The following is a 26888-nucleotide window of genomic DNA, read 5'->3' on the forward strand; positions in this document are numbered from 1 at the left end:
GTTCATCCTCTCATTATCAATTAACCTGTAAACTATCAATAATACTTTTGACTATTCGTTCGGTGCCTCTGCCATCAACTAACCTTTGACCTTTACAACTCATTTCCTGACGTTTTTCCAAATTACTCATCAGATTTAGCAAAGCACTAACCACTTGGCTATCATCCAGTTGATTATACCAGCCCAGACTCTGTATATAGCCTAATTCATCCATCTTTTGCACAATAAATTCCTGATTATCTGCCAATACAAATACCAATACCGGAGTCCCACAAGCAGCAAATTCATATAAAGTACTGCCACCTGCCGATATGGCCAGATCTGACCGCAACATAATGTCAGATATATTTGAATAAGTAATAGCCGGTAAGTTGGCAGCCACTGCTGAGTTAGCATACAAGACAACATTATCATGTTTTTGGCTTATATTGATTAAATGTTCTATATTAGTAAAGCCGCTACCTACCAATACATTCATTCGCAAAACTTTCAATTGTTCATTATGCAACAAAATGGCAAGTAACTTATCTGTTAGATTATAAGGATCGGCTCCACCTGTCGTTATCATAATTTCAGCAACCTGTTTTCTCATATTCCTTACAGGTAGACTCTGAAACTCATTGCGTATCATATTATAGGAAGGCCCTAACAATACTAGTGGTTGCCCATCATATTGCCGGTACCCCAGATATTTCCCGGTAATATTCCCATTAACAATAATATCGACCGCATAAGAAAATTTATTAATATCATCTATGTAAGCTAACTTTTTGACATGTGGTTTAAGTAATTGAAAATACTCGTTCGTCACATTATAGGTGTCAACAATCAAAACATCAATCTGTTGACTATACAACCTAGAAACAACGGCTTCCGCTTCTGTTATAAGTTCGGCAGGGCTACCGTAAAAAAATCCTTCTGTATTTTGAGCTACAGAAGGTAAGCTGTCAACGTCAAATTTCTCATTCTGGATTATTTCGATACCCTCATCCGCTTTACTAAAAAAATAAACCTTGTGTCCATCTCGTCGAAAAGCGTTAGCTAATGACAAACAGCGCATAATATGCCCCATACCCACATTTTTCCCGCCATCGACTCGAAACGCAACACTAAGCATCCTCAATCAACCTTCCTAATCACATAATCATACTCCACTCTAAAGGTGTACCTCGTTCTATGTCCCTCGTGGCAACTTTGCTTAAAACGTTATTATATTCTTTAGGTGGTAGACCATGTGCAGGCCGAATTATACGAATATTATCTTCTGTGAAAACGTCACCTTTTCTTATGTCGTTTATTACAAAAATAGAGCGTCGAAATATCCTACTCGCTTGTTCCCTATCAGATAAATGATAACTAACTTTTCCCATAGCTCGTTCCGCAGTTCTTATATCTTCAACCATTTGTCTAAATTCCTGTGGTTCCATTGAAAATAATGCATCAGGATTTTCGATTTTTCTGCTCATACAAAAGTGTTTTTCAATCACATTAGCACCTAATACAACCGCTGTAACTGCTCCAATCGAGCCCATAGAATGATCGGATAATCCTACAGGAACACCATATATATCTTTTAAGTTTTGAATCGTCCTGAGATTCATATCATCCGGAATAGCTGGATAAGAGCTAGAGCATTTTAAAATACATAACTTATTATTTCCTTGTGAAAGTATAGTAGACACTGCATCTTCAATTTCTCCCAAAGTACCCATACCTGTCGACATTATAATTGGCTTGTTTTTTGATGCTATATATTTTATTAATGCCAAATCAGTTAACTCAAAGGATGCAATTTTATAAGCAGCTACCTTCAGGCTTTCTAAGAAATCTACTGAAGTTTTATCAAACGGTGTAGATAAAAAATCGAGTCCTACTTTCTCAGCTTCTTGTTTTAACCTTTCTTGCCATTCCCAAGGAGTATACGCCTTTTGATATAACTTGTAAAGATTTTCGCCCTCCCATGTACCTTTACTAATCTGGAAATACTCTTTATCACAATCAATTGTCATCGTATCAGCTGTATATGTTTGAAGCTTGATACAATCTGCGCCGCTTTCTTTTGCAGCATGAATTATCTCGATAGCTCTGTCAATACTTCCGGCATGATTAGCCGACATCTCTGCTATAAAATAACAGGGGTTGCCACCGCCAATTATCCGTTCTCCTATCATAAAAGGTTCATTCATTTACTATTCCCCCACGCTTTTATAATAGATTATATTCTCATCTTCAATTTTTCTAATAAATCCAGCCTTTTCAAATGTACGCTGGGAGGAAAAGTTATTATCCTTAACTTTTCCAATTACTCTCTTAATATGTCGATTCGCTTCTCTGACTTTACTAATAAGCTCATTTAGCAGTAAGGTCCCGAATCCTTTTCCCCTATAGCGCCTGTCGACACTATAGCCAATCACAGCTGCCTCTCCCTCAATATCGATCCGAATTTGACCAATTGGTATATCATTACAATAACCAATATAAATTTTGCAATCACATGATTGCAATTTGCGATAAAACCAGGCTTTATGTTCATTATATTCTATTTTACTGGAGTTAAATGAATTCCCTCTGACAGTATCATCATTTGCCCACTCAAAGAGTAAATCGATATCTTCACTAGTTACTTCTTTAAGTATTATTTTATTCATAATCCACCTATCATTATACTAGTTTTTTCTGCTCAATATGTGAATTAATTAGCATTAAATTTGGCTTCTGTAAAAATAAATTGATGATATCCTGCATATAAAAGTCATGTTTGCCTTTATAAAAATGGCGGTATATTTCTTCAATAAGGGCAAAATCTTCTTTTGTATCCAAAGTCCATCTATATTGGGAATAATTAAATTTATTTTTGTAAAAATATATCTTCGAACTAGTTTCATATATATACGGAGTAACATGTTCACACTGATATTGTTTTTCTGCATTATTAAATGCTTTTTTAAGCACACTAAACGAAAAAACTTCAGTATCCAACCCTCTAGGATATGTTCGCTTACTCAAGTCGCTGCTTGCATTGGTCACTATGTCATATATTTTTTTATCCTTAAAAAATTCAACAATTTCATCTGTAACTAATGGATCAATTAATGGACAGTCAGACGTGATGCGTACTACAATATCTGCATTATTTTCTTGGGCTGCTAAAAAATAGCGGGCCAACACATCCTCTTCACTGCCTTTGAAATACTTAACTCCACACCGCGCTGCTTCCCTAACAACCGCATCATCTTGGGCAAGCGTAGTAGTTGCAACCACTACCTCATCGATGCTTTTAGCCTGCTGAACTCGCTCGATTACATGCTGCAAAACCGTTTTTCCCATCAAGACTTTTACTATTTTCCCGGGCAATCTTGTGGAGCCCATTCGGGCCTGAATAATAGCTACTGTCTTCACCAATATTCACCTTCGTTTATTGTACTTTACCGTACTCAGAAATTACAGTTATTTCTTTATTTAATGCCTGAAAGGATGGAGTTATTTCATAAAGAAGCACATCACTTAACTTAACGCGATCCTGAATTTCCATTGCCTCTTGCAACATGACGATCTGCCTTAGGATATTTTGCTTTATTAAATTAAATTGCGAAGCATTATAATACCATTCCTGATTTTCACTAATTGTAGCAAGACTATCTGTAATAAATTGTAATCCTTCCAATAACTGAGCAAATTTGTCCCAGGTATTTTGAGTAACTTCATGATAAAATTCATCCACAATTTTATCTATTTCAGGAACAGCCCGCAGTAAATATTCCTGAATTGTAATAAGAGTATCATCCATTAATTCTTTTAATGTTTTCACATTGATAGTAATTGTTCGGATACCTTCGATATGATCAACTATATATTGATCATAATCGTCAAATAGTTCTGTATCATCAATGACAATACTGCTAAGATTAAGCTTAGTCTGAATTAATAATTCATTAACTTGACTAAATATATTTTCAATAGCAACAATTTGATTTTCGCATTCATAAACCTTATCCATTATTTTAATTTGCATAGTCAATACCTCTTAAAATTAAAATAGAGCAGTTTACCACCGCCCCTGATACGCGGCCACAATCTGTAATAGAAAGCACTTATATAAGTCCGTTTTCTTTTAACATTGTTAAGAGTTTATGGCGACTGACTGGTGCCTCATCATTCGAACTATAGCTTTTCTGAATAGCCTTTTTAGCACCCGGGTAAAAAAGTTCTCTTTGTAAAAACATATTCGGAATTACAAACATATCAGGCAATTCGTATGCATCCTTGGCTTCTTCGATTGTCATTAATTCTTCATACATTTTTTCTCCAGGACGCAAGCCGCCTTCGAGTATCTCGACATCAGTTGACCCTATACCGATTTTTTTCGCTGTCTCTTCAACGATGACCTCAGCTAAATCTTTTAAACATATCACCGGCATTTTTAAAACAAACACTTCGCCACCTTGAGCGGTTTGCATGGCTTTGATGGTCAAATCAGTCGCCTGTTTCAAGGTCATCATAAACCGGCTCATGGTAAAATTAGTAACTGTTATTTTTCTTTTCTCCGCAATCTGGGATTTGAATAAAGGAATTACCGAACCGCGTGAACCCATGACATTTCCAAACCGGACGGCAGCAAATATCGTTGCATGATTGCCGCTATTGTATTGTGCCGAAGCAATTAGGCGCTCGGCCATAAGCTTGGAGGCCCCATAGGTATTGGTAGGTGCAATCGCTTTATCGGTACTGGTAAATATAACCTTCTTTACTCCAGTATTAAGAGCAGCTTTAACAATATTCTGCGTGCCAATAATATTAGTTTTCACTGCTTCATACGGATTGTACTCGCAGGCTGGAACATGCTTCATAGCAGCCAGATGAAAAACATAATCAATATCCTTCATAGCGCGTTCAATGCGGTCACAATCCCGAACATCACCAATCAGATAACGGATATTCTGGTAGTGCCCCATTTTTTCCCGTAATTCGAATTGTTTATGTTCATCACGGCTAAAAATCCGAACAACTTCAGGCTTCTCATTTAATATATGTTTGAGTAAACTCTGACCAATTGTCCCAGTGCCTCCGCTAATTAAAATCTTTTGTCCTGCAAAAAAGTTCAAAGTTTACCCCCTATCTAGCTTTCTTCTGCACAATATGACTGTTTTTTGACACTATTTGCGAGTTTTGTTCCAAATAACGGGTAATATCATATAAATCAAATTTTGGTTTAACAGGATAGAGCGCCTCATATATATTCTGGATTAACCGGTAATCCTCTTCGGTATCGAGGGTCAGACGATATTCAGAATGACGCAAGAAGCGCGGTGCCTCCACATTTGACAAATGATACAGTTCAGGATGCTCATAAAAATATAATGACACATGCTCACGCACTGCTGCATCGGATATTGTCCGCTCCACATGCCGCAAAGCTGCTGTGCGAAAAACTTCTACACTAAACCCCAACGGGAATGTACGAACCAATTGGGTTGCTGCATAGTCAAGATACGGGTGCTCCAGCAATCTCTCAATTACCCTGTCAATCGTCTCCGGATCAACCAGTGGACAATCACTGGTTATCTGAACAATATAATCAGTATCGGTAGCTTCTGCTGCCTCCACAGTCCGCAACAGCACATCTTCTTCACTACCCCGGTAGTACTTAATTCCCTGGCCCTTCGCGGTTTCCACGACTACATCATCGGTTGGATTGGTAGTTGTCGCAATCACAATGTCAGCTAAATATTTTGATCCTCTAAGTCTTTCGATTAAGCGAACCAAAGCCGGTTGCCCCGCTAAATCCATCAGCACTTTCCCCGGCAACCGGGAAGACGTCATTCTGGTCGCTACTATTGCATTAAACTTCATGTAAACACCTCCCGAATAAAGGCGGCCACCCGTTTTGTCGAATGCCCGTCAAGCCAAATAAGCTTTTGCGATAATTCATTACACTTATTTATAACATTACCACTCATTAGCGCTAGCTGCAGCTCTAATTCTTGCAACGAGTCTGCGCATTCGGTTAAGCCAAGTTTATTTGTAATACACATGTCAGGTTCGCGCAGGTTCGGCTGATAACTAATTGCCGGTATTCCCATAAGTACTGCATGTAATAAACCCATAGTGGACATACCAATAATTAAATCATAGCTAGGCATAATATCAAGCAGATTACCTGATACTGCCATCTCTGCATAACGTTGTTGAAAGCTATCTTCATCCTTTGGATGGAATTTAACGTGCAAAAGACAGTTGTGCCGAGCAAGCACATTAGCACAGTCGGCCAGCGCCTGCTGCTCAGTATATCCTAAATTCTCGCCATACAAAGCCGAAAGAGGTTGAGAAAGAAATAATACCTTCTTAATTTGTTTGTTTGAACACCTTACTGAAACCTGACTGGCAATATATTTATCAAGTCCGGGATGCCCCAGAACCTTGATAATCGCCTGTGGAACACTGGCCAGAATCGCCTCGTTTCGGGCCAGTTCATCCATCACAATATAGTAATCCGGATAGATGGTCTCACCGGTCAGACAAACAAACCGTGTTTGATAGTTTGACCAATAATCCAAAATCGCAACAGTAGGCACTCCGGCTTGTTTACAGGCAGCTATTGCCTGTAACTCAATAATGCTTCCCCAACTGGTTCCGGTTACAAGTCCGGTTATCTTCCCACACTCCAATTGATATTGAATTATTTGCAGGAGTTCTTCTGACGTAATCTTGTATAATGGATTTAGGTTTGCAGCCGGACCGATACAATAAAACTCTGCTGCTATACCTACCCGTTGAAAGTTTTCGACAACCGGAAAAACTACATCATATCCCCCAGGATCATGAGCCAAAAATATTATTTTTTTCATATTCATAAAGTTCCTGGCGAGATTGCCATACCTTCTCCACAGCTGTTAGAAAATCATTAATATCCTGTTCACAATATGGTATCCTGCACACATCTGCACTCAAAAGTCTTTCGTCGTACATACTTTCTACAACTGGGCAAATCCCACTTTGGTATTTTTGTGCAGGATTAGCAATTAAGGAGAAGGGATATTGCGTCTGATTATACACTTTTTTATGCTGAAATATTTTCATTAAATAAATCGGTTTCACATAGCCCATACCTAATGAAAATCCTTCGGCTTTCATTGCGGCAGCAAAAGTGGCCCTTTTAATTCCCCATATAGATTTGTCAAATTGCATAGGATATACATAGTACGAATGTTCATACCCTACAGGCACAGTAACACCTTGCAAACCCTTGAAAGCTTTTAAGCCAGCAGTAAGCTTGTCTGCCAAAGCCCGGCGCATTACTAAAAAACCATCTAATTTTTTTAGCTGTTCAATGCCGATAGCGGCATGCAGTTCAGTCATTCGATAATTAGAACCCAAGACCACGGTTTCGTCATCATCCAGATCATCCATCACCACTTCGCCATGATTTCGAATCAACTGGCAACGATAGGCCAATTTTTGATTATCAGTTAAAACAATGCCACCTTCGCCGCTATGAATAACCTTATGATAATTAAGGCTGAAAATACTTAAATCACCAAAAGTTCCCGCCTGTTTACCATTGATGGTGGCACCAGGTGCCTGTGCATTATCTTCAATCACATACAAACCATGTTTTCTGGCAATCCGGACAATTTCAGGCAAGTTTCCCGGCAAACCAAATAAATTGGTTACTATGATGGCTTTTGTGCGGGGAGTGAGCCATTTTTCAATTTCGTTAGGATTCAAATTATAGGTGTCTGCACAAATATCCACAAAAACCGGCACAGCATTATTCATTAAAATAGCAGTAGCCGTGGCCGACATTGTATAAGGCGAAACCAGCACCTCATCGCCAGGACCAATTTCACAGGCAGCGACCGCTGCATGCAGTGCAGTAGTTGCCGAGTTGACAGAAATTCCATACTTTGCTCCGAATCGGCTGGCAAACATTTGCTCGATTTCTTTTACTTTGGGACCACCCAAAAATCCATCGCCTGCTCGCCCCAGAAAGGCCGAAAGCGTTCCAGACTCCATCACCTTTACAACAGCAGCTTTTTCCTCTTCTCCCATAGTGTTTGTCCAGGGAATAGCAGTATTTCTAAGTGGAGTTCCCCCTAATAAAGCCAAGTTATCCATACCATTCAACCCTTTCTAGAGAAAAGTTATTGTTATATGACTGTAATAACGCTTGTGCGACATATAAAGGATATATACTATCATCAACCGTACATCGGGGTTGTTCAATGTCAGCTAGCACGTTGGCAAGATTGCTGATAGCTTTGGCTAAGTTTGCATCTGCCAGCAGTTTTCCTTCCTGACGTTCTAAATTCAGACTTTTGAATCCTGAAAATAAAGGATGATCTCCTACGCAATAGTAGGAGACTTCATCCCCACTATTGCAGATTGAAATTTTCCCATGTGAAAAATATAGATCAATTTCAAACAAATAATATTGCTTGTCATTAAATGCTTCGGCAAAACCAGTTATTTTATCACCAATTCTGAAAGTAAATGTAAAAGAAGGATCATTGTCTGCGTCAGCCGATGTATCTACTCTATGAACGACTTGCACTTGATCTATCTGTCCGACCCACCAATGTATTAAATCGAATATATGAGCACCTGTATTATAGATACCTCTGGTATATTTAACATAAATTTTTTGAAGCTCGCCATATTTTTCACTTGCAATCGTTTTTTTGACTCGCTGCATCCCACTATTCCAACGGCGGGAAAGATTCGGGACTAGCAAACAGGTTGAATCCTTGAGAGTTTTCTTTAATAAAGCTGCTTCTTGCAGAGAATGCACCAGAGGTTTCTCGCAAAAAATGATCTTAGCAGTTGAGTTACCTAAAATATACTGAATAGCTGGCAAATGGTGAACAGGCGGCGTACAAATACTAATAATATCAGGAGCATGGTTTTGCAATAGTTCTGGAAGGCTCTGATAAAAGCGAGTTTCAGGCACCAGACTGTTCAAAACCTTGCCTTGTTCTCTGTTAACATCGGCAGCAGCTACAAGTTCAATGCTCGGGTGAAGGCTGTAAGCTAAACTATGTGAAGAGGGGCGTTCTCTTTTGGGGTCCAAATCATAAGTCAGACCAATCTGGCCTAAACCAACAACAGCGGCCTTATATTGAGCCATGTTCTTTCTCCAACCATTCACTGTGTAGTAAACTTAGATTTATACAATCATGGTATTTGCCTTCACAAAAATAGGCCTGACGTGAAACCCCTTCTCTACGAAATCCCGCTTTTTCAAAAGCACGTATTGAGCCAACATTTTCATCAACTGCGCCAGCGGCTATACGGTTTAAATTTATCCGTGTAAAACAATGGTCAGCAAGTAGGGCGATTGCTTCAGCAGCATATCCTTTACCCCAACAATCACTCTCGCCGATAATTATACCAATCTCAGCAGAACGAAACACATAATTAATAGAGTGCAACCCGAGATTGCCAATATGTCGATCCTGTTCCTTTACTACAATTGCAAAAACAATATCCGTTTTACTCATGGCCTGGCAATCATAGAATGCCACCATGGCTTCATAGCTATTAGGAAAAATCCCCTGCCTCATCCAGCGCGTAATCGTTTGGTCGTTAAGCCATTGAAAATAGTTCCCGTCCATATCTTCCTTTGCCAGTCGGCGTAAGTAAATTCTATTGGCAATCAAAAACGGCTGTTGCACACTATTCCCTCCTAACCGATACTTCTCTGAATTCTTGCCTTTTTTCAGTCAATATTTCCTGGGCGTTGCTGTACTCCCTGATAATCAGGTCAATACTATTGGCAATCATAAACATCAGGTTATATTGCAGGAAACAGTTGCGCTGAACATTTTTCAGGGTTAATTCATTACCAAGCTTTTTTACCTCCATAATTGTCGGCACAATAATAGGCGTGAAGTAGCTTACAATCGAGTCGGTGGCAGTAATCTGCCGGATGATCTTGTCCCCCCGCTGCATCTTGCGAACCGCCGCCGTCAGTTCCTGCTCATCGCTCGCTTCGGTCAGGCACTTATCCACTTCTGCCAGCCGCTTCATGTGTTCGTCCGCATTCTTTTGCGTTTTTTTCAATATGGACAGATCTTTGGTCAGGGCCTTAAGAATTTTGTCATACTTCTTCAGGCTGGCGCCTTCCCTCGACCTCCAGTCAGGCAGGCAGTCTGCAAGCCGTTTGCCGACAGGTTCCCGGCAGTAGCGGTCAATGGCTTCCCTGAGTGGCATCAGCGTCGTCCCCTGGATATAGGCTCCGCCCTCAGTGGCATTAATGACCTCCAATTCCCGGTTGCTGGCAATCTGCATCTCATACCATTCCTTGAACATTTTGTACACAATATGCGATTGCAGCAAATTGCCCTCATGATCCTCTAGATATACGCCTGCGGTGGAATCCCGGTCATCATTGGTACCTTCCAATTCGGTATGGGTCAGATCACTGTGTTTTTTGCCGCTGGTATAGGCAAGATCCTGACCGATCAGAATAATTGGATTGCAGCCAGCCTCTTTGGCTGCCGCAAAAGCTACTGTCGCACACGAGCTCCCCAAGCTGACAAACTTGAACTGGGTGCAGGCAGATAACCACAGTTGTTCAAAGCCGGCATCATTACGTGACATAATGATGGTTTTCCCGGGGTATTCCTCATAAATTGTTGGCCATAACGAGCCAGGTCCTAGTAGTACCAAGTCCTCCGGGAAGGTTCTGTCCTTATAGTAATAGGTATAGGTGGGTTCATCCCGCTCAATACTGGCAAGAGCGTCAGGGCGCACACCATGTTGCTCGCACGCCCGCATACTAGCGTCACAAGCAATAATCAGGGCTTTGCCATTGGCCTCTTTTAAATACTCAATATTTTTGTCCAGTGATGGTCCAGCAGCCACTATTATAGCTGGAATATTTTTGTATTTCACTCTTATATCCTCAATGGAATTACTGTTCATGATTGATTCCGTATTATGACACATATTGGCAAAGCCGACAAACTGGTCGTCCAGCGAGTTGCCCAGTGATAAAAACGTATTATGCAAAACTGTTGTAATCTGCCTAAATGCAGCTTGGTTTTTTTTTGTATATACATAATAATTGGGTAGAGTCAGTGTCTGCAGGTTATGCGCTAAATTATAGTAATTCAATCCAGCTAAATACAAAATCATTTTCCCAAGCTGCGGGGCATCACCGAACAGCAACACAAATTGTCCCTTTGCGAAAATGTCTGATACATCAAAATGCCCCAGCACATATTTCACCACATCCACATTGTGTTCAATGATAACCACTTTGCTGCCCGGGGAGATTCGCTGCCGCAGCTCCCGCAGATGCAAGCCAAGCCCCAGACCGTACACCACGTACAAATAATCCTTGTCTACTGTTGCCTGCCGCACAATCCGCCGCGCTTCGGCTGCCGGGTCATAACTGCTATGCAGCAAATACCGGTTATTATTATGACAAAAATAAATATCCCGGCTGCCACTCTCGGCAATCTCTTCGGCTACCCCGTCCCCGATTTGCGAAAAATCAAGCGGCAGTAATTCATTTAAGAGAAACGGGGCATGTTCTCCAATTATTTCCATATTTTTTCGTAATACTTCTGTTATCATAGACTAATTACTCCTTTTCTACAACATGGTGGGAGTGCAAGTGACGAGAGCAGTGAGATTGCTTCGCTACCGCTCGCAATGACAAGAGGTTGGGTTTCTCCATCGTCATTGCGAGCGCCAGCGCAGCAATCTTCCCGCCGTCATTGGATGTGTAGTTGGCAGCTCATTTCTCATGTCAAAAACCTTCTTTAATTATTTTTCAACAAAACCTTTTGAAATCAGAAATGAGCACAAAACGAACAAGAAAATTTTTACAATTTGACGATAATACTATAAAATGGCTGACCATTACGATCAGCCATTCTATACATTATTTCATTTGCCTCAGCCTCAATTACCGGAGTAATTGGAGAACGCCTTGCGGCTGTTGGTTGGCTTGCGCCAGCATAGCTTGCGCGGCTTGGTTGAGGATATTGTTCTTCTGGAAGTTAGCCATTTCCTTAGCCATATCAACATCGCGAATGCGTGATTCAGCAGCAGTAACGTTTTCAGAAGAAGTTCCAAGGTTGTTAATGGTATGCTCCAATCTGTTTTGGAGAGCACCCAGCTTGGAACGCTCGGTGGAAACTTTTTCAAGCGCATTGTTCACCAGGAAGACAGCACCGTCCGCATTCTTCTGAGAAGTAAGATCCAAGGCATTACCGTTGAGATCGCGTACACCGATTGATTTTGAATCCATAGCTCCAATGCCGATTTTCAGGTTTTGACCGGCATTGGCGCCAATTTGGGCAACCGCTGTTTTATTGCCATTTACAGCCTTTTCAGCTGCTTTAATTGAAATGGTTATGCTATCGCCAGCTTTAAGTTTATCAGAATTGTTTATTGCAATTTTAAGGGTAACCGCACTCCATTTACCAGTAGAAAGTTGAAGTCTAGTAGTACTGATTATAATGGTGCCATTCTTGGAACTAAACGTAACTTTGGCACCGGGGATACCGCCAAGAACCACACTGCTCGATAGTTTGAAGGAGCTTGCCTTAGCTAACGAAGCCACTTGTGCACCACTCACGACATTGACGTGGATGACATCAGTATTTTCAAATACATCCTGTCCGCCTGCGCTGACTGTTGCGGTTAGCGTAACATCACCATTAGCAAACGATGACTCAAGACTCAGAGAACCTTTAACCAAGTCAGTAGCACCTTTCAGATCGCCATTCAATAGCTTCTTAGTATTGAACTCAGTAGTGCTGGCAATGCGGTCAATTTCAGAAGTCAATTGCTTCATTTCGTCTTGCAGCGCTTGTCTGTCAGTGGTGGTATTGGTGTCAGTTGCAGCTTGAACAGACAGTTCGCGCATACGTTGAAGAATGCTGTGAGTCTCGTTCAGACCGCCTTCAGCAGTTTGGAGCAGGGAGATGGAGTCTTGGGCATTACGGGAAGCTTGATCCAAGCCACGGATCTGCCCACGCATTTTTTCAGAAATTGCCAAGCCAGCTGCATCGTCACCGGCACGGTTGATGCGAAGACCGGAAGACAGTTTTTCTAATGAGCTGGAAGTAGTTTTCTCGTTGGTACCCATTTGGCGAAGGGTGTTAAGGGCTGACATATTGTGATTGATAATCATAGTATTTTCTTCCTCCTTGATGTTTATGCTCAGGCATCCATGCCCGGCTAAATTATATTCAGCATATTCCCCCTGTCCGGCCGGTTCAGAGGGAATAGTCTACTGAATTATTCATTAATGATATCGTAAAGAGGTGCAAAGAACTTAAGATATTTATTAGAAATTTATTAGAAAATTTATTAGGTTTTTATTGGAAGTTTGGAGCAGGTAAATAAAACTCTGTCAAAAAAAAGAGGAACGACACGGCTTGATTGCTGTCGTTCCTCTTACTAACAGATTAACTTAACTGTGCCGATCCATAAATGCTCCCGAATAGGAAGCCAGTTCTTGCTCATAAGCCTGGGATATTTGTTGGTTGCGCTGAGCGTTGTTATATAGGCGCTGCACTCCAACTGTAATAGCCTGGTTTTGTATTCGAATAGATTGTAGCGTTTCCTGCCCCTCTATGGTCGCTTTATAGCCGTCATCAGGTGCCGCTTCGATAAGTGATTGTAGGTTCTCCCTTTGCTTCAAAAGCTCTGTTACCAAGTCCCAATCACGTTTAATAAATTTAGCAATTTCCTGGGTTAAAAGAGCATAATTCTGCCATAATTCCCGCGCTGTTTTTTTTACTTCAGCCATCACATCATTACCTTGCTGCAGCCCGCTGGGTTCGGGCAAGCTTCATAGCCTGTACCCAGGTATCACGCAGTTCGGCTAGTAAGTTTTTTGCTTCCTCCAACTGACCTTTGTCTTTTTTAAGATTCGCCTGGATTAAGCGATATTCAATGTAATCGTAAAGTTTATAATAGCCTTGCGATATTTCATATTGCATGTCCAGCGTACACATAAACTCGCGAACAATATTCTGAGCCCGCAAATTAGCATGATTCGCTTTCTCAAGATTGCCTTGATCAACGGCCTGCATACTCTCCGCAATAAACCGAATGGCACCATTATACAACATCAAGGTTAGCTCCTCGGGAGAAGCCGTCATAATTTGTTGACTTTTATAAGCGTTAGCAGTGCTTGCAGCATTCATAAAGTTCGTCCACCTGCTTTCCTGTCATTTAATACAAATTAGGAACCTAATTGCTGCGTAAGCCAGCTACTTTGCTTGCTAAGTTTACTTAACGCCGCTTCCATCGCATTAAATTGTTTATAATACCGATTTTCCAGATCTACCAACCGGGCATTAAGAGTATCCATTTGGTCATCATAGTCATTGATAAGCTTGGCAAGGGTACTCTTGGTATCACCTTTCGTAGAGGCGCTAAAGCCTGCTTCATCAGTAATCTTGTCCATGGCACCCTTAAGAGTGTCATACATTCTTACAGCAATACCTTGTTTACTACTACTACCTTTGTCAACAGTTGTTGCAAATAGCTTATTCACTATATTCGGATCTTCCTCGAGCGCCTTTTTTAGCTTAGTTTCAGCAGCTTCATCAAAAACAAGCTTACCATTTTCCAGATAATCTGCGCTAGTAGTAATCCCAATCGAAGACAGGCTGGTGTACTTGCCTGATAGTCCCGAAATAGGACTTGCTATATCGTTACGCACTTTACTAACCAAATCACGCAGTATCGGATCATTGTGGAGCATACCACTTTTTGCTTTTTCTTCCCAGGCTTTGATATCAGATTCACTCATAGCCGACTTTTGATCAGCAGTCAGCGGCTTAAAGTTCTTGTAACGCGCTTCGGCCACTTCACCATTTAATTTACTCAATAGGGTATTATAGGCTTCTACAAATGCCTTGACATTGGCGATGGTTTTGTCAGTGTCAGGTTTAATTGTTACGTTAGCCTTGCCTGTGCTTTTTAGGTCATAGGTAACACCAGAAACTGTAAAGGTATTGTTAACTTGCTTTAACGGATTAATGGGGTTGCCATCTACATCAACATCGGCACCAATACCGTCCAAAGAAAATTCGGCGTCCGACCCGGAATAGCTTATTGTACTGGGCGATGATGCCGGAATCTTCAAGACATTGCTCATGAAGTCAACCGCATTGCTGCCACTAATATCTATCTTTACATTTGAGCCGGTATTTTTACTGTATAAGAAAAACCTTCCCAGCGTTGCATCATAGTTCGCCTGGATACCTACACCGGAATTATTTATCTGGCTTACCAAATCATTCAGACTGCCATCCTTATTTACCTTTATTTCCTTACCGATCTTGCCATCAGAAATATTCAGGACAATATCGCCGCTAGGTAAAGCTGCACCGAATTGTTCAGTTAATGTACCTTTATATGCGCTAAGTTCCTGACTGCTTGCTAGCGTCACGCCCTCAGCCAGTTTGTAAACCTCGATCTTATGATTTACATTGGATGCTTCAGCATTCGCGGTTACTTTTACAACCTTTTCGTCTTGCGACGAAACTACCTTAGGCGAAACAGTATTACTAAGCTTATAGCTAAAAACAGTGTTACGAAAATCATTGATTGTCGTATACATGGAGTTAAAGTCAGTTTTTTTCCATTCCGTCTGCGTCTTCTTTTGTCCTAATGCATCGTATCTAGCACGTTGCGCTTTCATTAGGTCTTTGACCATTTGGTCGACATCCATGCCAGACCCGCTAAGGCCGTAAGTTCGTATTCCCATACCAATAATCCCTCCCTGGATTTATTATGCTTTTTTGTCTAATAACACTCCTACATAATCCCGTATTGCTGCCAGAGTATCCAAGAGCTGATGGGGCGGAAACTCTTTTAACACTTTGTGTTCTTTAAGGTCAACAAGCTGAACCATCAAGCGTTGTGTCTTGTCATGTAGGACAAATTTAAGATCCGCATTGAATAGCTCCATAATTTTATTCATAGCATCTGTTATTTTATCTAGTTCGTCTTTAGGCTTTTCCCGGTCTTCAGCGTTTTCCATTTTGATGCCTTCAATGGCTAAATCAGGCTTAGTTTCGATTTTATCTTCAGTACCACTGCCCAAATTACCCAACGCTGCAGGCGGAGTATAAATTGCCGGACCTTTTGTGAGTGTTACACTGTTAATCTCCACGTAAACCACCTCATAAGAATTGCTATTCTACCTATATTATCGAAGAAATCTGCAAAATCCTTAGAAGTTTTTTGAAAATGTAGGAAAAAGTATGTAATTAGTTAAGCTACGGCAGCTTTACCGATTTTAGCATATCCAGTTTGTCTAAATTCGCAGGCTGCGCGGACTGTTTATTGGCGGTAACGATAGCTTCATATAGCTCGCCCCGATATATTGTAATTTCTTTGGGAGCTTCAATACCTATACGAACACTATCACCTTTTACATCTACAATCGTCAAGATTGTATTATTATCAATAATAATGTTTTCACCGATCTTACGAGTAAGCACCAGCATGCTACTTACCCCCTCTTTCTGATTGGTCAGGAAGACCCTGAGGAAAAAGGCGGTGTCGTACGGTGTAGGATGATTTTTCTAAAACAATCTGCATAGCCTTGCGGTTTTCCCAGTTAATAATGATGGGGGCTAAGAGATTGGCAGTCATTTCTTCCGTTTTATCCGGAATACGTACAATATTAAAAATTCCAGGCATATTTTCGTCAGATAATCCTAATTCTGCAATAACAATATCATCCAGGGTAAAACTATACTCTTTGAAAAAAGTAAAGGGTTGCACAATAACAAAGGCTAAATCAGGTTCCTTCGTAGACTGCAAAAAGGCGAAAGGACTGTCAGGCTGGAAAGGAAGGAATGCAAACGTGGTTTCCTCTGGAAAACCGGGAAGAGCATGTGGAAAATAAATAAGTTCGCTATCAGCAATTTCCAATTGACCAAACCGGGTAGATTGGATTAACATGGGTAATCCTCCTTCTATCTATTATAGGTAATACTATGTAGCTGAATGGAAATTAGCCTGTCTTCTTCTGTTTGTCACAACAAATATTGGGCAGAGGTATAACTCTGCCCAATATTTAATGAAGGGTAATACCTTACTCTTAAATACATAGATTTTTTCATCTATAATGATTATTATACCCAGTTTTTCACATTGCAGCAAGTTTAGGCATTAATGTCCACCGAACTATCTGTTACCCACATTTTTACGCTTTGATACTGAGCCATGCTGATATTAACTTGTGCAGGCTGGTAATCCATGTTTAAGGTTCCTCGGACGAAGTTATACTTAACAGAACCAGGCGATGGGTTAAATACCGGCGGGCGGGCTGTGTAATGGATAGCAGGCGGCTCTAAATGTGCCCACACCACCTCAGGCACCGGTTGCAAAATCGACTCAGCAGCCATGGCTACCATCGCATCTTCTTTCGATTCGATTGCCGCCATGCGATCGCCGTCTTGCGCAATACGGCCGATTGTTTCCAAGGCGGTTTGTCGGCCTAACTCGGCATAATCGCGTGAAAACTGACTCGGCGTTTTCAAACCAATCGATGCCCAAAAGGGTTCCCAGTCAATCTCCAGCTCGCCTTTGGGCTGGCTGATTTCAACAACAGCCGGCTCGGTTTCTATAGTAAGTTGGGGCGGGGTAGTGGAAAGCCCCATGTCAGCCCGTGCTGTGGTTATATTAATTTTGGCATATTGCTGAGAAATATTGAGGGTGAGCATTTCTTATCGCCCCCTAAGAATGAGTGTGTTGGATTAATTCAGAAAATCAGCAAGTGTTGGCGGCAAAAGTTTTGCCCCAATCGACAAGGCAGTACGGTACACGCTTTCGCTTGTTTTAAAGTCAACCATAGCTTTAGGTATATCAAGATCTTCATTCGCAGATAAATAATCATTAATAGTAACATAACTCCCCTCCAGGAGGGACTCAGCTTGATTGTACATGGACATACGGGCACCCAATTCTGTCTGTAAACCCAGTAGACTATTATGATCTGCATCATTCCATGCTATGGCACCATTTGATATCCACTCTAAATCGGGCTCAGTTCCCTGGGAGGGCTTAAATCCATATGTATCGCCCACTGTATTTTTAGGGCTGTCGCCAATAGTAACGCTTACACCATTGATGAGGAAACTTGGCGGTGCTCCCGTTGGCGATACAGCTACAGGCGTACCGCCATCCAGCGAATACTCTACCCCAGAAACCACACCACCAACACCAACATTTGTGACTTTAATTGAAATCTGAGGATTGTCACTTGCTGGAGCATATGAACCACTAAGAGTAGCTTTTCCGCCTTCCAGATTGCTTTGCGCAATCGGGCGTTTTTCAATACTTGTATTTTTGCACAACAGCTCATCTTTCAACTGGATAAGATGATTGAACATCTCGGAAACAGGTGCGTTTTCGCCTGCTGCCGTAGTCAATGGTCCAAATAATTCGCTGCCTTTGACATTAACACCGTCTTGCGTAGGAGTAATTACCCCTGGTTGGGCTCGCATAGATATTGCGTTTGAATCACCCGAGTAAACGACTGCATCCTTTTTTCCTATTGGTGGCCCAAAATCAACCATACGTCGCTCAAAGGGCTTTGTTTTATCATCTTGCCCAGCAAAAATATATCTATCACCAATCTTTGTGTTTCCAATTTCCACCATATGGTTAATTATACCATCTAATTCTTCGGCAATAGCGTCAAAACCAAGGTCGGGATTAGGGGCGACTGCTTTAACAGCGAGTTCTTTCACTTTAATTGTCAAAGAGCTTAGGCTGCTCATTGCACTGTCGCTTGTTTCCATCCAGGATATGGAATCTTTGACATGTTGGGTATACTGTTCGTTTTCCCGTAAGTTAATGTTAAATCTAAGGCTTCTGACAGCTCTGACCGGATCGTCTGAGGGACGGTGAATGGCTTTGCCATCAGACAATTTTTCCTGAAGTTCGTTTTGCCGCGCCAGAGATTTGTTTAAACTTGACATAAAGTTATAACTGAGCATATTTGAACTTACGCGCATTTATTCATTACCTACCTTCCCACACGACCGGTTTCGTTAATTAGTTTATCAAGCATTTCATCCATAGTGGTTAGTACCCTGGCCGCTGAACTATAGCCTTTTTGGAAGCGAATCATATCACTTAGTTCTTCATCAAGGTTGACTCCTGAAACCGAGGAGCGCCAGTTGGTAATTTGGCTGACTAAGGTTGTCTGGTTTGTTGTTAAGCGGTCGGCATTATCTGCCTGTACGCCAAGTGCACCAATCATGGAACCATAGTATGTGTCGAGAGAAGATTTGCCAAGGTTAGTTGAAATATCGACCTTTAATCGGTTGGCTAAATTAACGGCGTTGTCGCCGGCAGCATTGCCCTGGGATTCTTTAAGCGTAGTAAAGGAATATTTGCAATCAGCAGGCGAAGTTCTTGTATCTATTGAATCAACTGTAATAGTTAAACACGTAGGTAGCGCAGGTGGTGTAGGTGGTGTACCTAGATAAATTTTTGTTGTTCCTGTTGCAGAGTCTGAAAAAGGCGGTGTTAGTGATGTCACTACCCCACTATTCACACTATAATCAATTGAAGTAATCTTTCCTGTTGTAGTATCTCTTTTTACTGTAACATCATAAGTAGCAGGCAACGTTACACCAGTAGAATAATTCCCGCCAATCGAAATTTTGGGTGACTTAGGGTCACTCTGCGTGATGGTCAAACTGCCAACCTTTGTTTTAGCGGCAATATGCCCTAATCCATTTGTCGCATCAAACAAATCCTCATTAACATGCAACTGATTAATCCAGTCTTTCGCCTTAGGCTTGACACCAGGCGCAAGATTAAATATAGTTTCAATACCTACAGGGTCATTGTAGTCAGTCGTCGAAGTATTATTCCCTTGCATCCCGAAAAAATTGTATCCGGTATCGGCTTCGCCGCCTAATCCATACCCATCCCGTTGGACAGCATTAAACTCTTGCAGCAAAAACTGACTCATCGACGACAATTTATTCAAATAAGCTTTGCAGCTAATATCAGTTTCCTTCGCATCATCTGTGCCGTCAGACGTTTTGTCCCGTGCATCAATAAGGCCAGCTATCTCGCCACCTGTAAAACTGATAGGTTCTTCCGTATCTGCTGTTACAACCCGCACTGTTCCATATTCATAATCCGGATCCATATCTTGGACTGTCTTCAATTTAGTTGCGCTCGTATAATCCACCAGCGTATAGCCCGAAGATTGCACTGTGTAACTGCCGTTTGCTGTCTCCGTGACCCGCACATTAACCAGTGACGATAACTGATCAACTAAAAGGTCCCGGCGATCCCTTAGGTCATTAGCATGATCCACGCCGCCTGCTTCCACGTTGACAATCTGCTTGTTGAGGGAAAGCATTTCTGAGGTTATTTGATTTACGGAACTCACTTTTAAATTAACTACATCGTTAATATCGGAAATCATATTTGTCAACTGAGTGTTGGCCTGTTGTATGGCATCCACCAGTCCAACACCGCATTCCCGCAAGGCTGTGCGAGCACTATTATTCGAACCATCGGTGGATAGGGTATTCCATGCCTTCCAGAACTTATCAAGCACGGTTTGCATACCTGTCTCTGTTGGTTCTTGAAAAACGCCTTCAATCTTCGTCAAGTTATCCAGCATGGTCTGCCCGTAACCCAACGTAGATGATTCTTTCCACATCTGCTTATCAATATGACTGTCTCTAATCCGGGTAATGGATTGCGCAAGCGTACCATTGCCAATTTGCGCCGAACCACCATTGCCTGTATAGATAGTTTGAGGCGTAGACGTAATCAGATTAACCCGTTGCCGGGAATAACCATCAGTATTGGCGTTAGCAACATTATGTCCGACCGTGTCAAGGGACATTTTTTGGGCCGCAAGACCCAGTACAACTGTGTTTAAACCAGCAAATGTCGATCTCATTTGTGACCTCCGTTACATATTGCATATTTTCGCTGCAATTTATCTATTATACCTTTGCATCTAAAATTGTACGCCCCGACTTACCAACTGACTCCTGCCTTTGGGGCGCATAAGTAGTATCTGCCTTACTTTGACTTAGAATATTGATGTTATAGCTAACAAAATCCAAAGATTGCCGAATTAACTTTTCATTAAGCTCATTCAGTTTATTAAGTTCACCTGTTATTTCTGTGAACGCCTGGAAGATTTCACTTAGCTTAGCGGCAGTAGTGCTATCCGCATACTTTATAAGTGCTGACATTACTACTTGATCAGGTGAAATACCTAGTTCGACCACAAGACCCTGCATCGCCACCAATCGGAGTTTTTCCAGTTTACCCGCTTGAATTATGAGCATTTCCTCTTGCTTAGTCAATTTTTCAAGTTCTTGTGGATTTGCTGCTATCAGAATTTCCTTTTTCTTTCGACTTAACTGCAAAAGTGCTTGATAGATCTCAAGAATCTGATTCAAAGCAACCACCAGTTTATCCCACATATCTGTCACTTACGAAGAAGCCTCCTCTATTAGTAAAAACGTTCATTTTTGGAATAGGCAATAATTCTGTCGGCAAGTTCCCTTGAATCCACTTTGTATTCGCCGCTGGCAATCTTTTCAGACAGTTCATTGACTACTTCATCCCGCACTTCAGACATGCCTTTAATTGTCCGCACATACTGACTCACTTCCTGAGCCTGGCTGGACAGGATGACTTCGTCCGGTTGCTGAGTCGTACCGGCTACCTGACCTTTGGAACTTTTAGATGTTTTCGTTTGTTCGCCATATATTTTGGCAACATTTTGGATGTTTTTGATATTCATAAATGAGCACCTCACAACTCCGGAATTTCTATATCATGTTATCGATAAAAGCGGCGGGGTTATTAATCCCCGCCACAAGTAATTAGCGCTGTTTTGCTGATTATATCACACTATTTCGGCATTTTGCTCTCAATATCAACGTTATTCTTTATCCCCCAAACTGCCGTACATCCGCGACCGGCTTTTTTGCGGTTGCGCATGCTGTTCATGTGTTTCATGCCGTTCATCGGTTTTTATCTGATCCAGGATATTTTTACTGCATTTATCACATAACCGCCCCTCGGCAATTAAGGTGCCACAGGTTTCGCAGGGATAGGAAATCGCACTGCCCATGATGCGGCCGCTATGAAGCAAACGCAGTATTATCTTGTGTTTAACACCAGTAGCCTGATGGATTTCTTCTAACGTAGCTTTGTCTACATCACGCAGATACTCTACTACTTTTTCCGCATCGTCTTCTTGTCGGCGGTAACATTCCGGACACACTCGCGCCGCATTTTCGACATACAGCTTTCCACATTCCGAACAATTCGCAAGTCCCATGATCTTGCCCCCCTTTTTCTGTATAGGCTGCAATAAAATAGTTGCTTCCTACGATACATTCTTTATTGCACTACTATAATTATCGTTATTATATAGTATTTTCGCTTTATAGCCTAGGCCTTTAGACTCATTTCTGAAATAATAGATATTTTTTTATTTCAATAGGCAGGATTATGGCGGTTTTTATCTAATTAACAATATTGCTTATTCAGCGCTTTCTTACCCTAACAGAAAGTATAAAACTTTCTTAAAAACAGGATAAGGGCAACATCGGCTTCCGCTTTCGCCAAAGGCTCGGCGCAAGCCGTGTTTTCTTTATAATTACGGAAGCCAGCCATGTCATTATCTAGGTGCTGGTCTCCAACGAAAGGCAGTTTGTCGTGTATATGCTAACGCTCATGCAGGACCCGGAAATTTATGCGGGCGATATGGAAACCTTCCATGGTATTTTTGCCAATCTTATGCAGCTTATTCAGCTAAAAAACGCCAAACTATTTCTCCACAGTCAACAAGTAGCCAACTATGCGGTTAGTGTTGCCGCTAAAATGCGCCTTCCCCGAGAAGAGATTGAGCGTATCCGTTTGGCCGCACTATTACATGACGTGGGGCATATTACTGTACCCAATCAGGTGCTGGCTAAAGTGCCTTATTTGTCCACTCGTGAGATGAGTGTGTTCAAAAGTCACTGCAATGCTGGCAGTTACATGTTGGAAAATATCCCCTCCTGTCAGGAGCTTATTCCGTATATCCGTTTCCACCATGAACGGTTTGACGGCACAGGCTACCCTAAACGGCTAAAAGGTGTGAATATCCCGCTTGGTGCGCGGATTATTGCCGTGGCCAATCACTATGACCGGTTTATTAATCCGTGTACGCAGAACTGGGTCAAGACTAAGGATGAAGCCGTCGGCGAACTCTTAAGTCTGTCAGGTATGGCGTTTGATTCTGAGGTCGTTCGTGCATTTATTGATGCGTTGGGATAGGTTGGTGAGGGGTTTTACTTTTGGCATTGCCCAAAAGTAACAAAAAGTCTAGGCCCTGAGCCTCCAAAAGCTGAAAAGCCGGGCGATATTCCTAAAATCCGTAAACTCGCACGCTCAAACAGTACGGATTTTTTTACAGAATATCGCCCGGCTTTTCTCCTGCGGAACGCTTTTTCCGGCAAAGGTCGTGGGGGTTACGAAAGTTGCCGGGGTCACTATTTAACCGCTTTTAATTGGTGAATGGCTGCTTCCTGCTGAAATAGGCGATTGTTAAGCAGGTCAAACTTGGCATTTAATTCAGTAATATCCTCTTTTGTGGCAGCTCGTCCAGTAAGTACATCGAGATTATGGCCGATGTTGTGAAGCTGAGCATTAACTTCTTCTGAGTTATGCCGGAGAGCATGAATAAAGCGGCTATTCTCTATCTGATGACCTTCGATGTTATTAACGGTGGTTTTAAGTTCAGCGATATCTTCGCTAAGCTGCTGTTGGCTTTCCTCCATACGGTCAAGACGTTTGATAATTTGCTGCTGGCCTTCTAAGAGTTGCCTTAATAAGGTTTCCATTAGTAACACCTTCTTTTAAAACTATTATATCCTGCTAAAGGCAGACTGGGCAATAGTAAATTATCTTGCCCCGCTCGCTAGTGCCAGTCCCCTCACTGTTACTGCGCCAGCTTTCTTCAATACTTTGGCACACTCCTCCATAGTAAGACCACTGGTAAAGATGTCATCCACCAATAGAATATGTTTTCCAATTATAAGCTCTGGGCGCGTTACTGTAAACGCGCCTTTGATGTTTTTCCGGCGATCTTTCAGGGTAAGCTCCCATTGGGGCGCAGTAGGTCTGGTACGCGCAAGTGCTTCTGTCCAGATAAGCTTCTGACGTGCTGCCCAGGGTTTGAATACAAGTGCCGTCTGGTTAAAGCCGCGTTCCTGGAGACGGTCATTATGAAGCGGTACAGGTACAATAGCCTCCATGTCCGCGTACTGTCCACTGGCTATCGCATGGTCAAGCAGCTGACCCAGTTTTGCGGCCTGCCTGGTCATGCGGCGAAATTTCATGTCCCGGATCAAACGCTGGACTGGGCCGGTATAGTTAGTAACTGTCACACACTCGTCCAGCCACCGGAGATTGTGGAGAACCAAGGCCACTTGCCGTAGCTTGGCGATCTGGGCAATGCAGGTTGAACACCACCCTGCGCCGTCAGCCCACTCCTTGCAAGCTGGACAGCGTTGGGGAAAGAGTAAAGCAAGCAGTGCTGTCCACCAGTCTTTTAGCATAGACTCTCGCCCCGCAAACGTTCTGCCAGCAGTGAGTAACGCCGACGGGTGCGGTCACTCATAACTGCCGTATTGAGTGCCGCGCGCGTGCCAAGCAAAATGACGCGTTCTTTGGCTCTGGTTACCGCCGTATACAACAAATTGCGCTGCAGCATAATATGATGGCCAGGGGTAAGCGGCATAACAACAACCGGATACTCACTGCCCTGACTTTTGTGAACACTCATGGCATAGGCCAGCGTTAGTTCGTCATACTCCCCTTTTTCATATACAACATCCTCTTCCGGGTAATGAACAAGCACTTTACCGTCAACAATCGCCCGAATAAAACCAATATCGCCGTTAAATACCCGTTTGGTGTAGTTGTTGCGGATTTGCATAACTTTATCACCTTCGCGCAGCACCTGATTGACACCCTGCAGATAGTCCTTACCGTCAACCGGGGGATTGAGCGCTGCTTGCAGTAATCGATTGAGATTCTCAACTCCGCATGGCTGTCGGTGCATGGGAGATAACACCTGAACATCGCGCCAGCTGTCAAACCCCTCTTGTGCCAGTTCCTTTTGGCACAGATCAACAATGGCCTGAGCCGCTGCCTCACTGCCTTCTAGTTCACGAAATTGAAAATCAAGACTACCGTATTCGGGTAGGCGTCCCCGGTTGATCCGGTGGGCGTTAAGTACAATCATACTCTCGCCTGCCTGACGAAATACCTCAGTCAACCGGACAACCGGAATAGCAGCAGAGCGGATAATATCCTTCAAGACCGAACCTGGACCGACTGCTGGCAGCTGGTCCACATCACCCACCAGTACCACTCGGCAGCCATCCGGCACAGCCTGTAGAAAACAGCCCATCAAAACCATATCCATCATTGAGGTCTCATCTACAATGACCACATCGGCATCCAGCGGGTTCTGCTCATCTCTGGCAAACATGGGGTCCTCTTCCATACCGCCCCCTGCTTCTAGCAGCCGATGAATGGTCGAAGCCGCACGACCGGTCGTCTCAGCCAACCGCTTAGCCGCTCGGCCGGTGGGTGCACCTAGTACGATTTTAAAGCCCTGCTGTTCCAGCAAAGCCAAAATACCTTTTACCGTCGTCGTCTTGCCAGTTCCCGGCCCGCCAGTCAGCACCAGCACACCATGCAACAGTGCTGCCGCTAATGCCTCGCGCTGCTCTACTGCCAAAGTAACACCAGCTGACGTCTCCCAAGCATCCACAAGAGTCTGGCTCTGGCTTTCAATATCAGCAATCGGCTTGGCCTTGTCCCTGAGCGTGAGCAATCGTTCGGTGACCTGTTTTTCAGCCCGGTACAAATAGCGGGGATAGACTAAGGTCATACCGTGAAAATCCTCAGTATATAGCTTGCCTAACTGAATTTGTTCACTGACAATACCCGCGATTTCAGCGGCATCAAGGTTTAAAAGTTTGGCGGTTTCAGCAGTTAGTGTTTCTGTCGGCACACAGCAATGACCTGCTTGCCCTGTCATGAGCAAAGCAAACTGCACCCCAGCCGCTAAGCGCGAGGGATGTCCCCGGTCAAAACCTACCGCCATGGCAATCTGATCAGCAATACGAAAACCAATGCCTTTTACCTCTTCGGCCAAGCGATAGGGATCGGCTTCTAATACAGCTACTGAGTCTGAACCATAGCAGGCAAAAATTCGAGCCGCGTAGGCACCGGTAACCCCATGCATTTCTAGATAAAGCATAACCTCTTTGAGCTCAGCCTGTTCGGCAAAAGATTTACGGATCTGCTCTACCTTTTTGCTGCCAATTCCCTCGACTTCAGCCAATCGGTGCGGCGACAATTCCATAATCTCCAGAGTACGCAAACCAAAATGCTTGACCAACCGGGCCGCCATAGCCGGCCCAATTCCTTTGATCGCCCCAGAAGCCAAAAAACGTTCGATCCCCGTTTCAGAGGTTGGTGCAATCCGCCGACAGCTAATGGCCTTAAACTGTCGTCCATAGCGGGCATGCTCTACCCAGTCTCCTGTTAGCATGACCTGCTCACCTACCAAGGGAGGTGGAAAGTTGCCTGTTACGGCCACAATGCCGCTTTCACTACTTGGCTTAAGGCGAAACACAGTAAAGCTGCCGTCAACTGCCTGAAATGTTATATTTTCAACAATACCTTCTAGTTTATTCTCCACATTGTTACTCCCAATACCTAGGATAATTCCAAACATAAGTTCCTGTTTCTTTATTCGCACCAGCTGGGATAAAATCCTGCCTATTTTTTTCACTTGACAAGCAGGATTTTTCTTATAAATGGAGTACTTTATAAATAAC

The 26888-nt window shown here is 42.7% G+C and carries 29 protein-coding genes; 1 reads left to right on the forward strand and 28 read right to left on the reverse strand.

Going from position 1 to position 26888, the window contains the following annotated elements; all coding sequences use genetic code 11:
* Positions 1-16: 16 nt before the first annotated feature.
* From pseG to ACZ449_RS14855, 25 genes are all read right to left on the reverse strand, one after another.
* Positions 17-1117, reverse strand: a complete 1101-nt coding sequence (pseG, locus tag ACZ449_RS14735) for a UDP-2,4-diacetamido-2,4,6-trideoxy-beta-L-altropyranose hydrolase (protein ID WP_464261724.1) — start codon at positions 1115-1117, stop codon at positions 17-19.
* Between the two features lie 19 nt (positions 1118-1136).
* A complete protein-coding gene (pseI, locus tag ACZ449_RS14740; RefSeq protein ID WP_464261725.1) occupies positions 1137-2186 on the reverse strand; it encodes a pseudaminic acid synthase in 1050 nt (349 codons plus the stop codon).
* A gap of 3 nt (positions 2187-2189) precedes the next feature.
* On the reverse strand, positions 2190-2648 hold the full coding sequence (locus ACZ449_RS14745; protein ID WP_464261726.1) for a GNAT family N-acetyltransferase: 459 nt from the start codon (positions 2646-2648) through the stop codon (positions 2190-2192).
* Positions 2649-2661: 13 nt separating this feature from the next.
* On the reverse strand, positions 2662-3399 hold the full coding sequence (locus ACZ449_RS14750) for a cytidylyltransferase domain-containing protein (protein WP_464261727.1): 738 nt from the start codon (positions 3397-3399) through the stop codon (positions 2662-2664).
* 16 nt (positions 3400-3415) lie between these two features.
* Complete coding sequence (locus tag ACZ449_RS14755) at positions 3416-4012, reverse strand: hypothetical protein (protein ID WP_464261728.1); 597 nt, start codon at positions 4010-4012, stop codon at positions 3416-3418.
* Between the two features lie 79 nt (positions 4013-4091).
* Positions 4092-5102: a polysaccharide biosynthesis protein gene (locus tag ACZ449_RS14760; RefSeq protein WP_464261729.1), complete on the reverse strand. Its 1011-nt coding sequence runs from the start codon at positions 5100-5102 to the stop codon at positions 4092-4094.
* A 10-nt stretch (positions 5103-5112) separates the two neighbouring features.
* Positions 5113-5850: a cytidylyltransferase domain-containing protein gene (locus ACZ449_RS14765; protein WP_464261730.1), complete on the reverse strand. Its 738-nt coding sequence runs from the start codon at positions 5848-5850 to the stop codon at positions 5113-5115.
* Positions 5847-6845 carry a hypothetical protein gene (locus ACZ449_RS14770; protein ID WP_464261731.1) on the reverse strand — a complete coding sequence of 333 codons (999 nt, stop codon included), beginning with the start codon at positions 6843-6845 and terminating at the stop codon, positions 5847-5849. Before ACZ449_RS14770 ends, ACZ449_RS14765 begins: the two co-directional genes overlap by 4 nt.
* Positions 6817-8115, reverse strand: coding sequence for a DegT/DnrJ/EryC1/StrS family aminotransferase (locus ACZ449_RS14775; RefSeq protein ID WP_464261732.1), 1299 nt, complete (start codon positions 8113-8115; stop codon positions 6817-6819). The genes ACZ449_RS14770 and ACZ449_RS14775 overlap by 29 nt, the downstream gene beginning before the upstream one ends.
* Positions 8108-9124, reverse strand: coding sequence for a Gfo/Idh/MocA family protein (locus tag ACZ449_RS14780; protein ID WP_464261733.1), 1017 nt, complete (start codon positions 9122-9124; stop codon positions 8108-8110). The genes ACZ449_RS14775 and ACZ449_RS14780 overlap by 8 nt, the downstream gene beginning before the upstream one ends.
* A complete protein-coding gene (locus ACZ449_RS14785) occupies positions 9111-9671 on the reverse strand; it encodes a GNAT family N-acetyltransferase (RefSeq protein ID WP_464261734.1) in 561 nt (186 codons plus the stop codon). The genes ACZ449_RS14780 and ACZ449_RS14785 overlap by 14 nt, the downstream gene beginning before the upstream one ends.
* Position 9672: 1 nt before the next feature.
* The gene (locus ACZ449_RS14790; protein ID WP_464261735.1) at positions 9673-11580 is read right to left on the reverse strand and encodes a 6-hydroxymethylpterin diphosphokinase MptE-like protein; all 1908 of its coding nucleotides are present in this window, start codon (positions 11578-11580) and stop codon (positions 9673-9675) included.
* A 334-nt stretch (positions 11581-11914) separates the two neighbouring features.
* Positions 11915-13147, reverse strand: a complete 1233-nt coding sequence (locus ACZ449_RS14795; protein ID WP_464261736.1) for a flagellin N-terminal helical domain-containing protein — start codon at positions 13145-13147, stop codon at positions 11915-11917.
* 282 nt (positions 13148-13429) lie between these two features.
* Positions 13430-13768, reverse strand: coding sequence for a hypothetical protein (locus ACZ449_RS14800; RefSeq protein WP_464261737.1), 339 nt, complete (start codon positions 13766-13768; stop codon positions 13430-13432).
* Positions 13769-13775: 7 nt separating this feature from the next.
* On the reverse strand, positions 13776-14168 hold the full coding sequence (gene fliS / locus ACZ449_RS14805) for a flagellar export chaperone FliS (protein WP_464261738.1): 393 nt from the start codon (positions 14166-14168) through the stop codon (positions 13776-13778).
* A 38-nt stretch (positions 14169-14206) separates the two neighbouring features.
* Positions 14207-15739, reverse strand: a complete 1533-nt coding sequence (gene fliD / locus ACZ449_RS14810; RefSeq protein WP_464261739.1) for a flagellar filament capping protein FliD — start codon at positions 15737-15739, stop codon at positions 14207-14209.
* A gap of 24 nt (positions 15740-15763) precedes the next feature.
* The gene (locus ACZ449_RS14815; protein WP_464261740.1) at positions 15764-16147 is read right to left on the reverse strand and encodes a flagellar protein FlaG; all 384 of its coding nucleotides are present in this window, start codon (positions 16145-16147) and stop codon (positions 15764-15766) included.
* 106 nt (positions 16148-16253) lie between these two features.
* Positions 16254-16484 carry a carbon storage regulator CsrA gene (gene csrA, locus ACZ449_RS14820; protein WP_464261741.1) on the reverse strand — a complete coding sequence of 77 codons (231 nt, stop codon included), beginning with the start codon at positions 16482-16484 and terminating at the stop codon, positions 16254-16256.
* A 1-nt stretch (position 16485) separates the two neighbouring features.
* Complete coding sequence (gene fliW / locus ACZ449_RS14825) at positions 16486-16944, reverse strand: flagellar assembly protein FliW (RefSeq protein ID WP_464261742.1); 459 nt, start codon at positions 16942-16944, stop codon at positions 16486-16488.
* Positions 16945-17147: 203 nt separating this feature from the next.
* A complete protein-coding gene (locus ACZ449_RS14830) occupies positions 17148-17708 on the reverse strand; it encodes a DUF6470 family protein (protein WP_464261743.1) in 561 nt (186 codons plus the stop codon).
* A gap of 33 nt (positions 17709-17741) precedes the next feature.
* Positions 17742-19004, reverse strand: coding sequence for a flagellar hook-associated protein FlgL (gene flgL, locus ACZ449_RS14835; protein ID WP_464261744.1), 1263 nt, complete (start codon positions 19002-19004; stop codon positions 17742-17744).
* Positions 19005-19015: 11 nt separating this feature from the next.
* The gene (flgK, locus tag ACZ449_RS14840) at positions 19016-20923 is read right to left on the reverse strand and encodes a flagellar hook-associated protein FlgK (RefSeq protein WP_464261745.1); all 1908 of its coding nucleotides are present in this window, start codon (positions 20921-20923) and stop codon (positions 19016-19018) included.
* Between the two features lie 46 nt (positions 20924-20969).
* Complete coding sequence (locus ACZ449_RS14845) at positions 20970-21458, reverse strand: flagellar protein FlgN (protein WP_464261878.1); 489 nt, start codon at positions 21456-21458, stop codon at positions 20970-20972.
* Between the two features lie 29 nt (positions 21459-21487).
* Complete coding sequence (gene flgM, locus ACZ449_RS14850; protein ID WP_464261746.1) at positions 21488-21781, reverse strand: flagellar biosynthesis anti-sigma factor FlgM; 294 nt, start codon at positions 21779-21781, stop codon at positions 21488-21490.
* A gap of 141 nt (positions 21782-21922) precedes the next feature.
* Positions 21923-22324: a flagellar protein gene (locus tag ACZ449_RS14855; RefSeq protein ID WP_464261747.1), complete on the reverse strand. Its 402-nt coding sequence runs from the start codon at positions 22322-22324 to the stop codon at positions 21923-21925.
* Between the two features lie 386 nt (positions 22325-22710).
* On the opposite strand from ACZ449_RS14855, the gene ACZ449_RS14860 reads away from it, so the two are divergent.
* Positions 22711-23307 (forward strand): HD-GYP domain-containing protein, encoded by a 597-nt coding sequence (locus ACZ449_RS14860; protein ID WP_464261879.1) that lies wholly within the window; start codon positions 22711-22713, stop codon positions 23305-23307.
* A 215-nt stretch (positions 23308-23522) separates the two neighbouring features.
* Here the strand turns inward: ACZ449_RS14860 and ACZ449_RS14865 are convergent, their stop codons facing one another.
* From ACZ449_RS14865 to recD2, 3 genes are read right to left on the reverse strand one after another with little or no spacing between them, the layout of a single operon-like run.
* The gene (locus ACZ449_RS14865; RefSeq protein WP_464261748.1) at positions 23523-23873 is read right to left on the reverse strand and encodes a hypothetical protein; all 351 of its coding nucleotides are present in this window, start codon (positions 23871-23873) and stop codon (positions 23523-23525) included.
* Between the two features lie 60 nt (positions 23874-23933).
* Positions 23934-24590, reverse strand: a complete 657-nt coding sequence (locus ACZ449_RS14870) for a ComF family protein (protein ID WP_464261749.1) — start codon at positions 24588-24590, stop codon at positions 23934-23936.
* Positions 24584-26785, reverse strand: coding sequence for an SF1B family DNA helicase RecD2 (gene recD2, locus ACZ449_RS14875; RefSeq protein ID WP_464261750.1), 2202 nt, complete (start codon positions 26783-26785; stop codon positions 24584-24586). Before recD2 ends, ACZ449_RS14870 begins: the two co-directional genes overlap by 7 nt.
* Positions 26786-26888 lie beyond the last annotated feature (103 nt).

The organism is Desulfosporomusa polytropa, assembly GCF_055380075.1.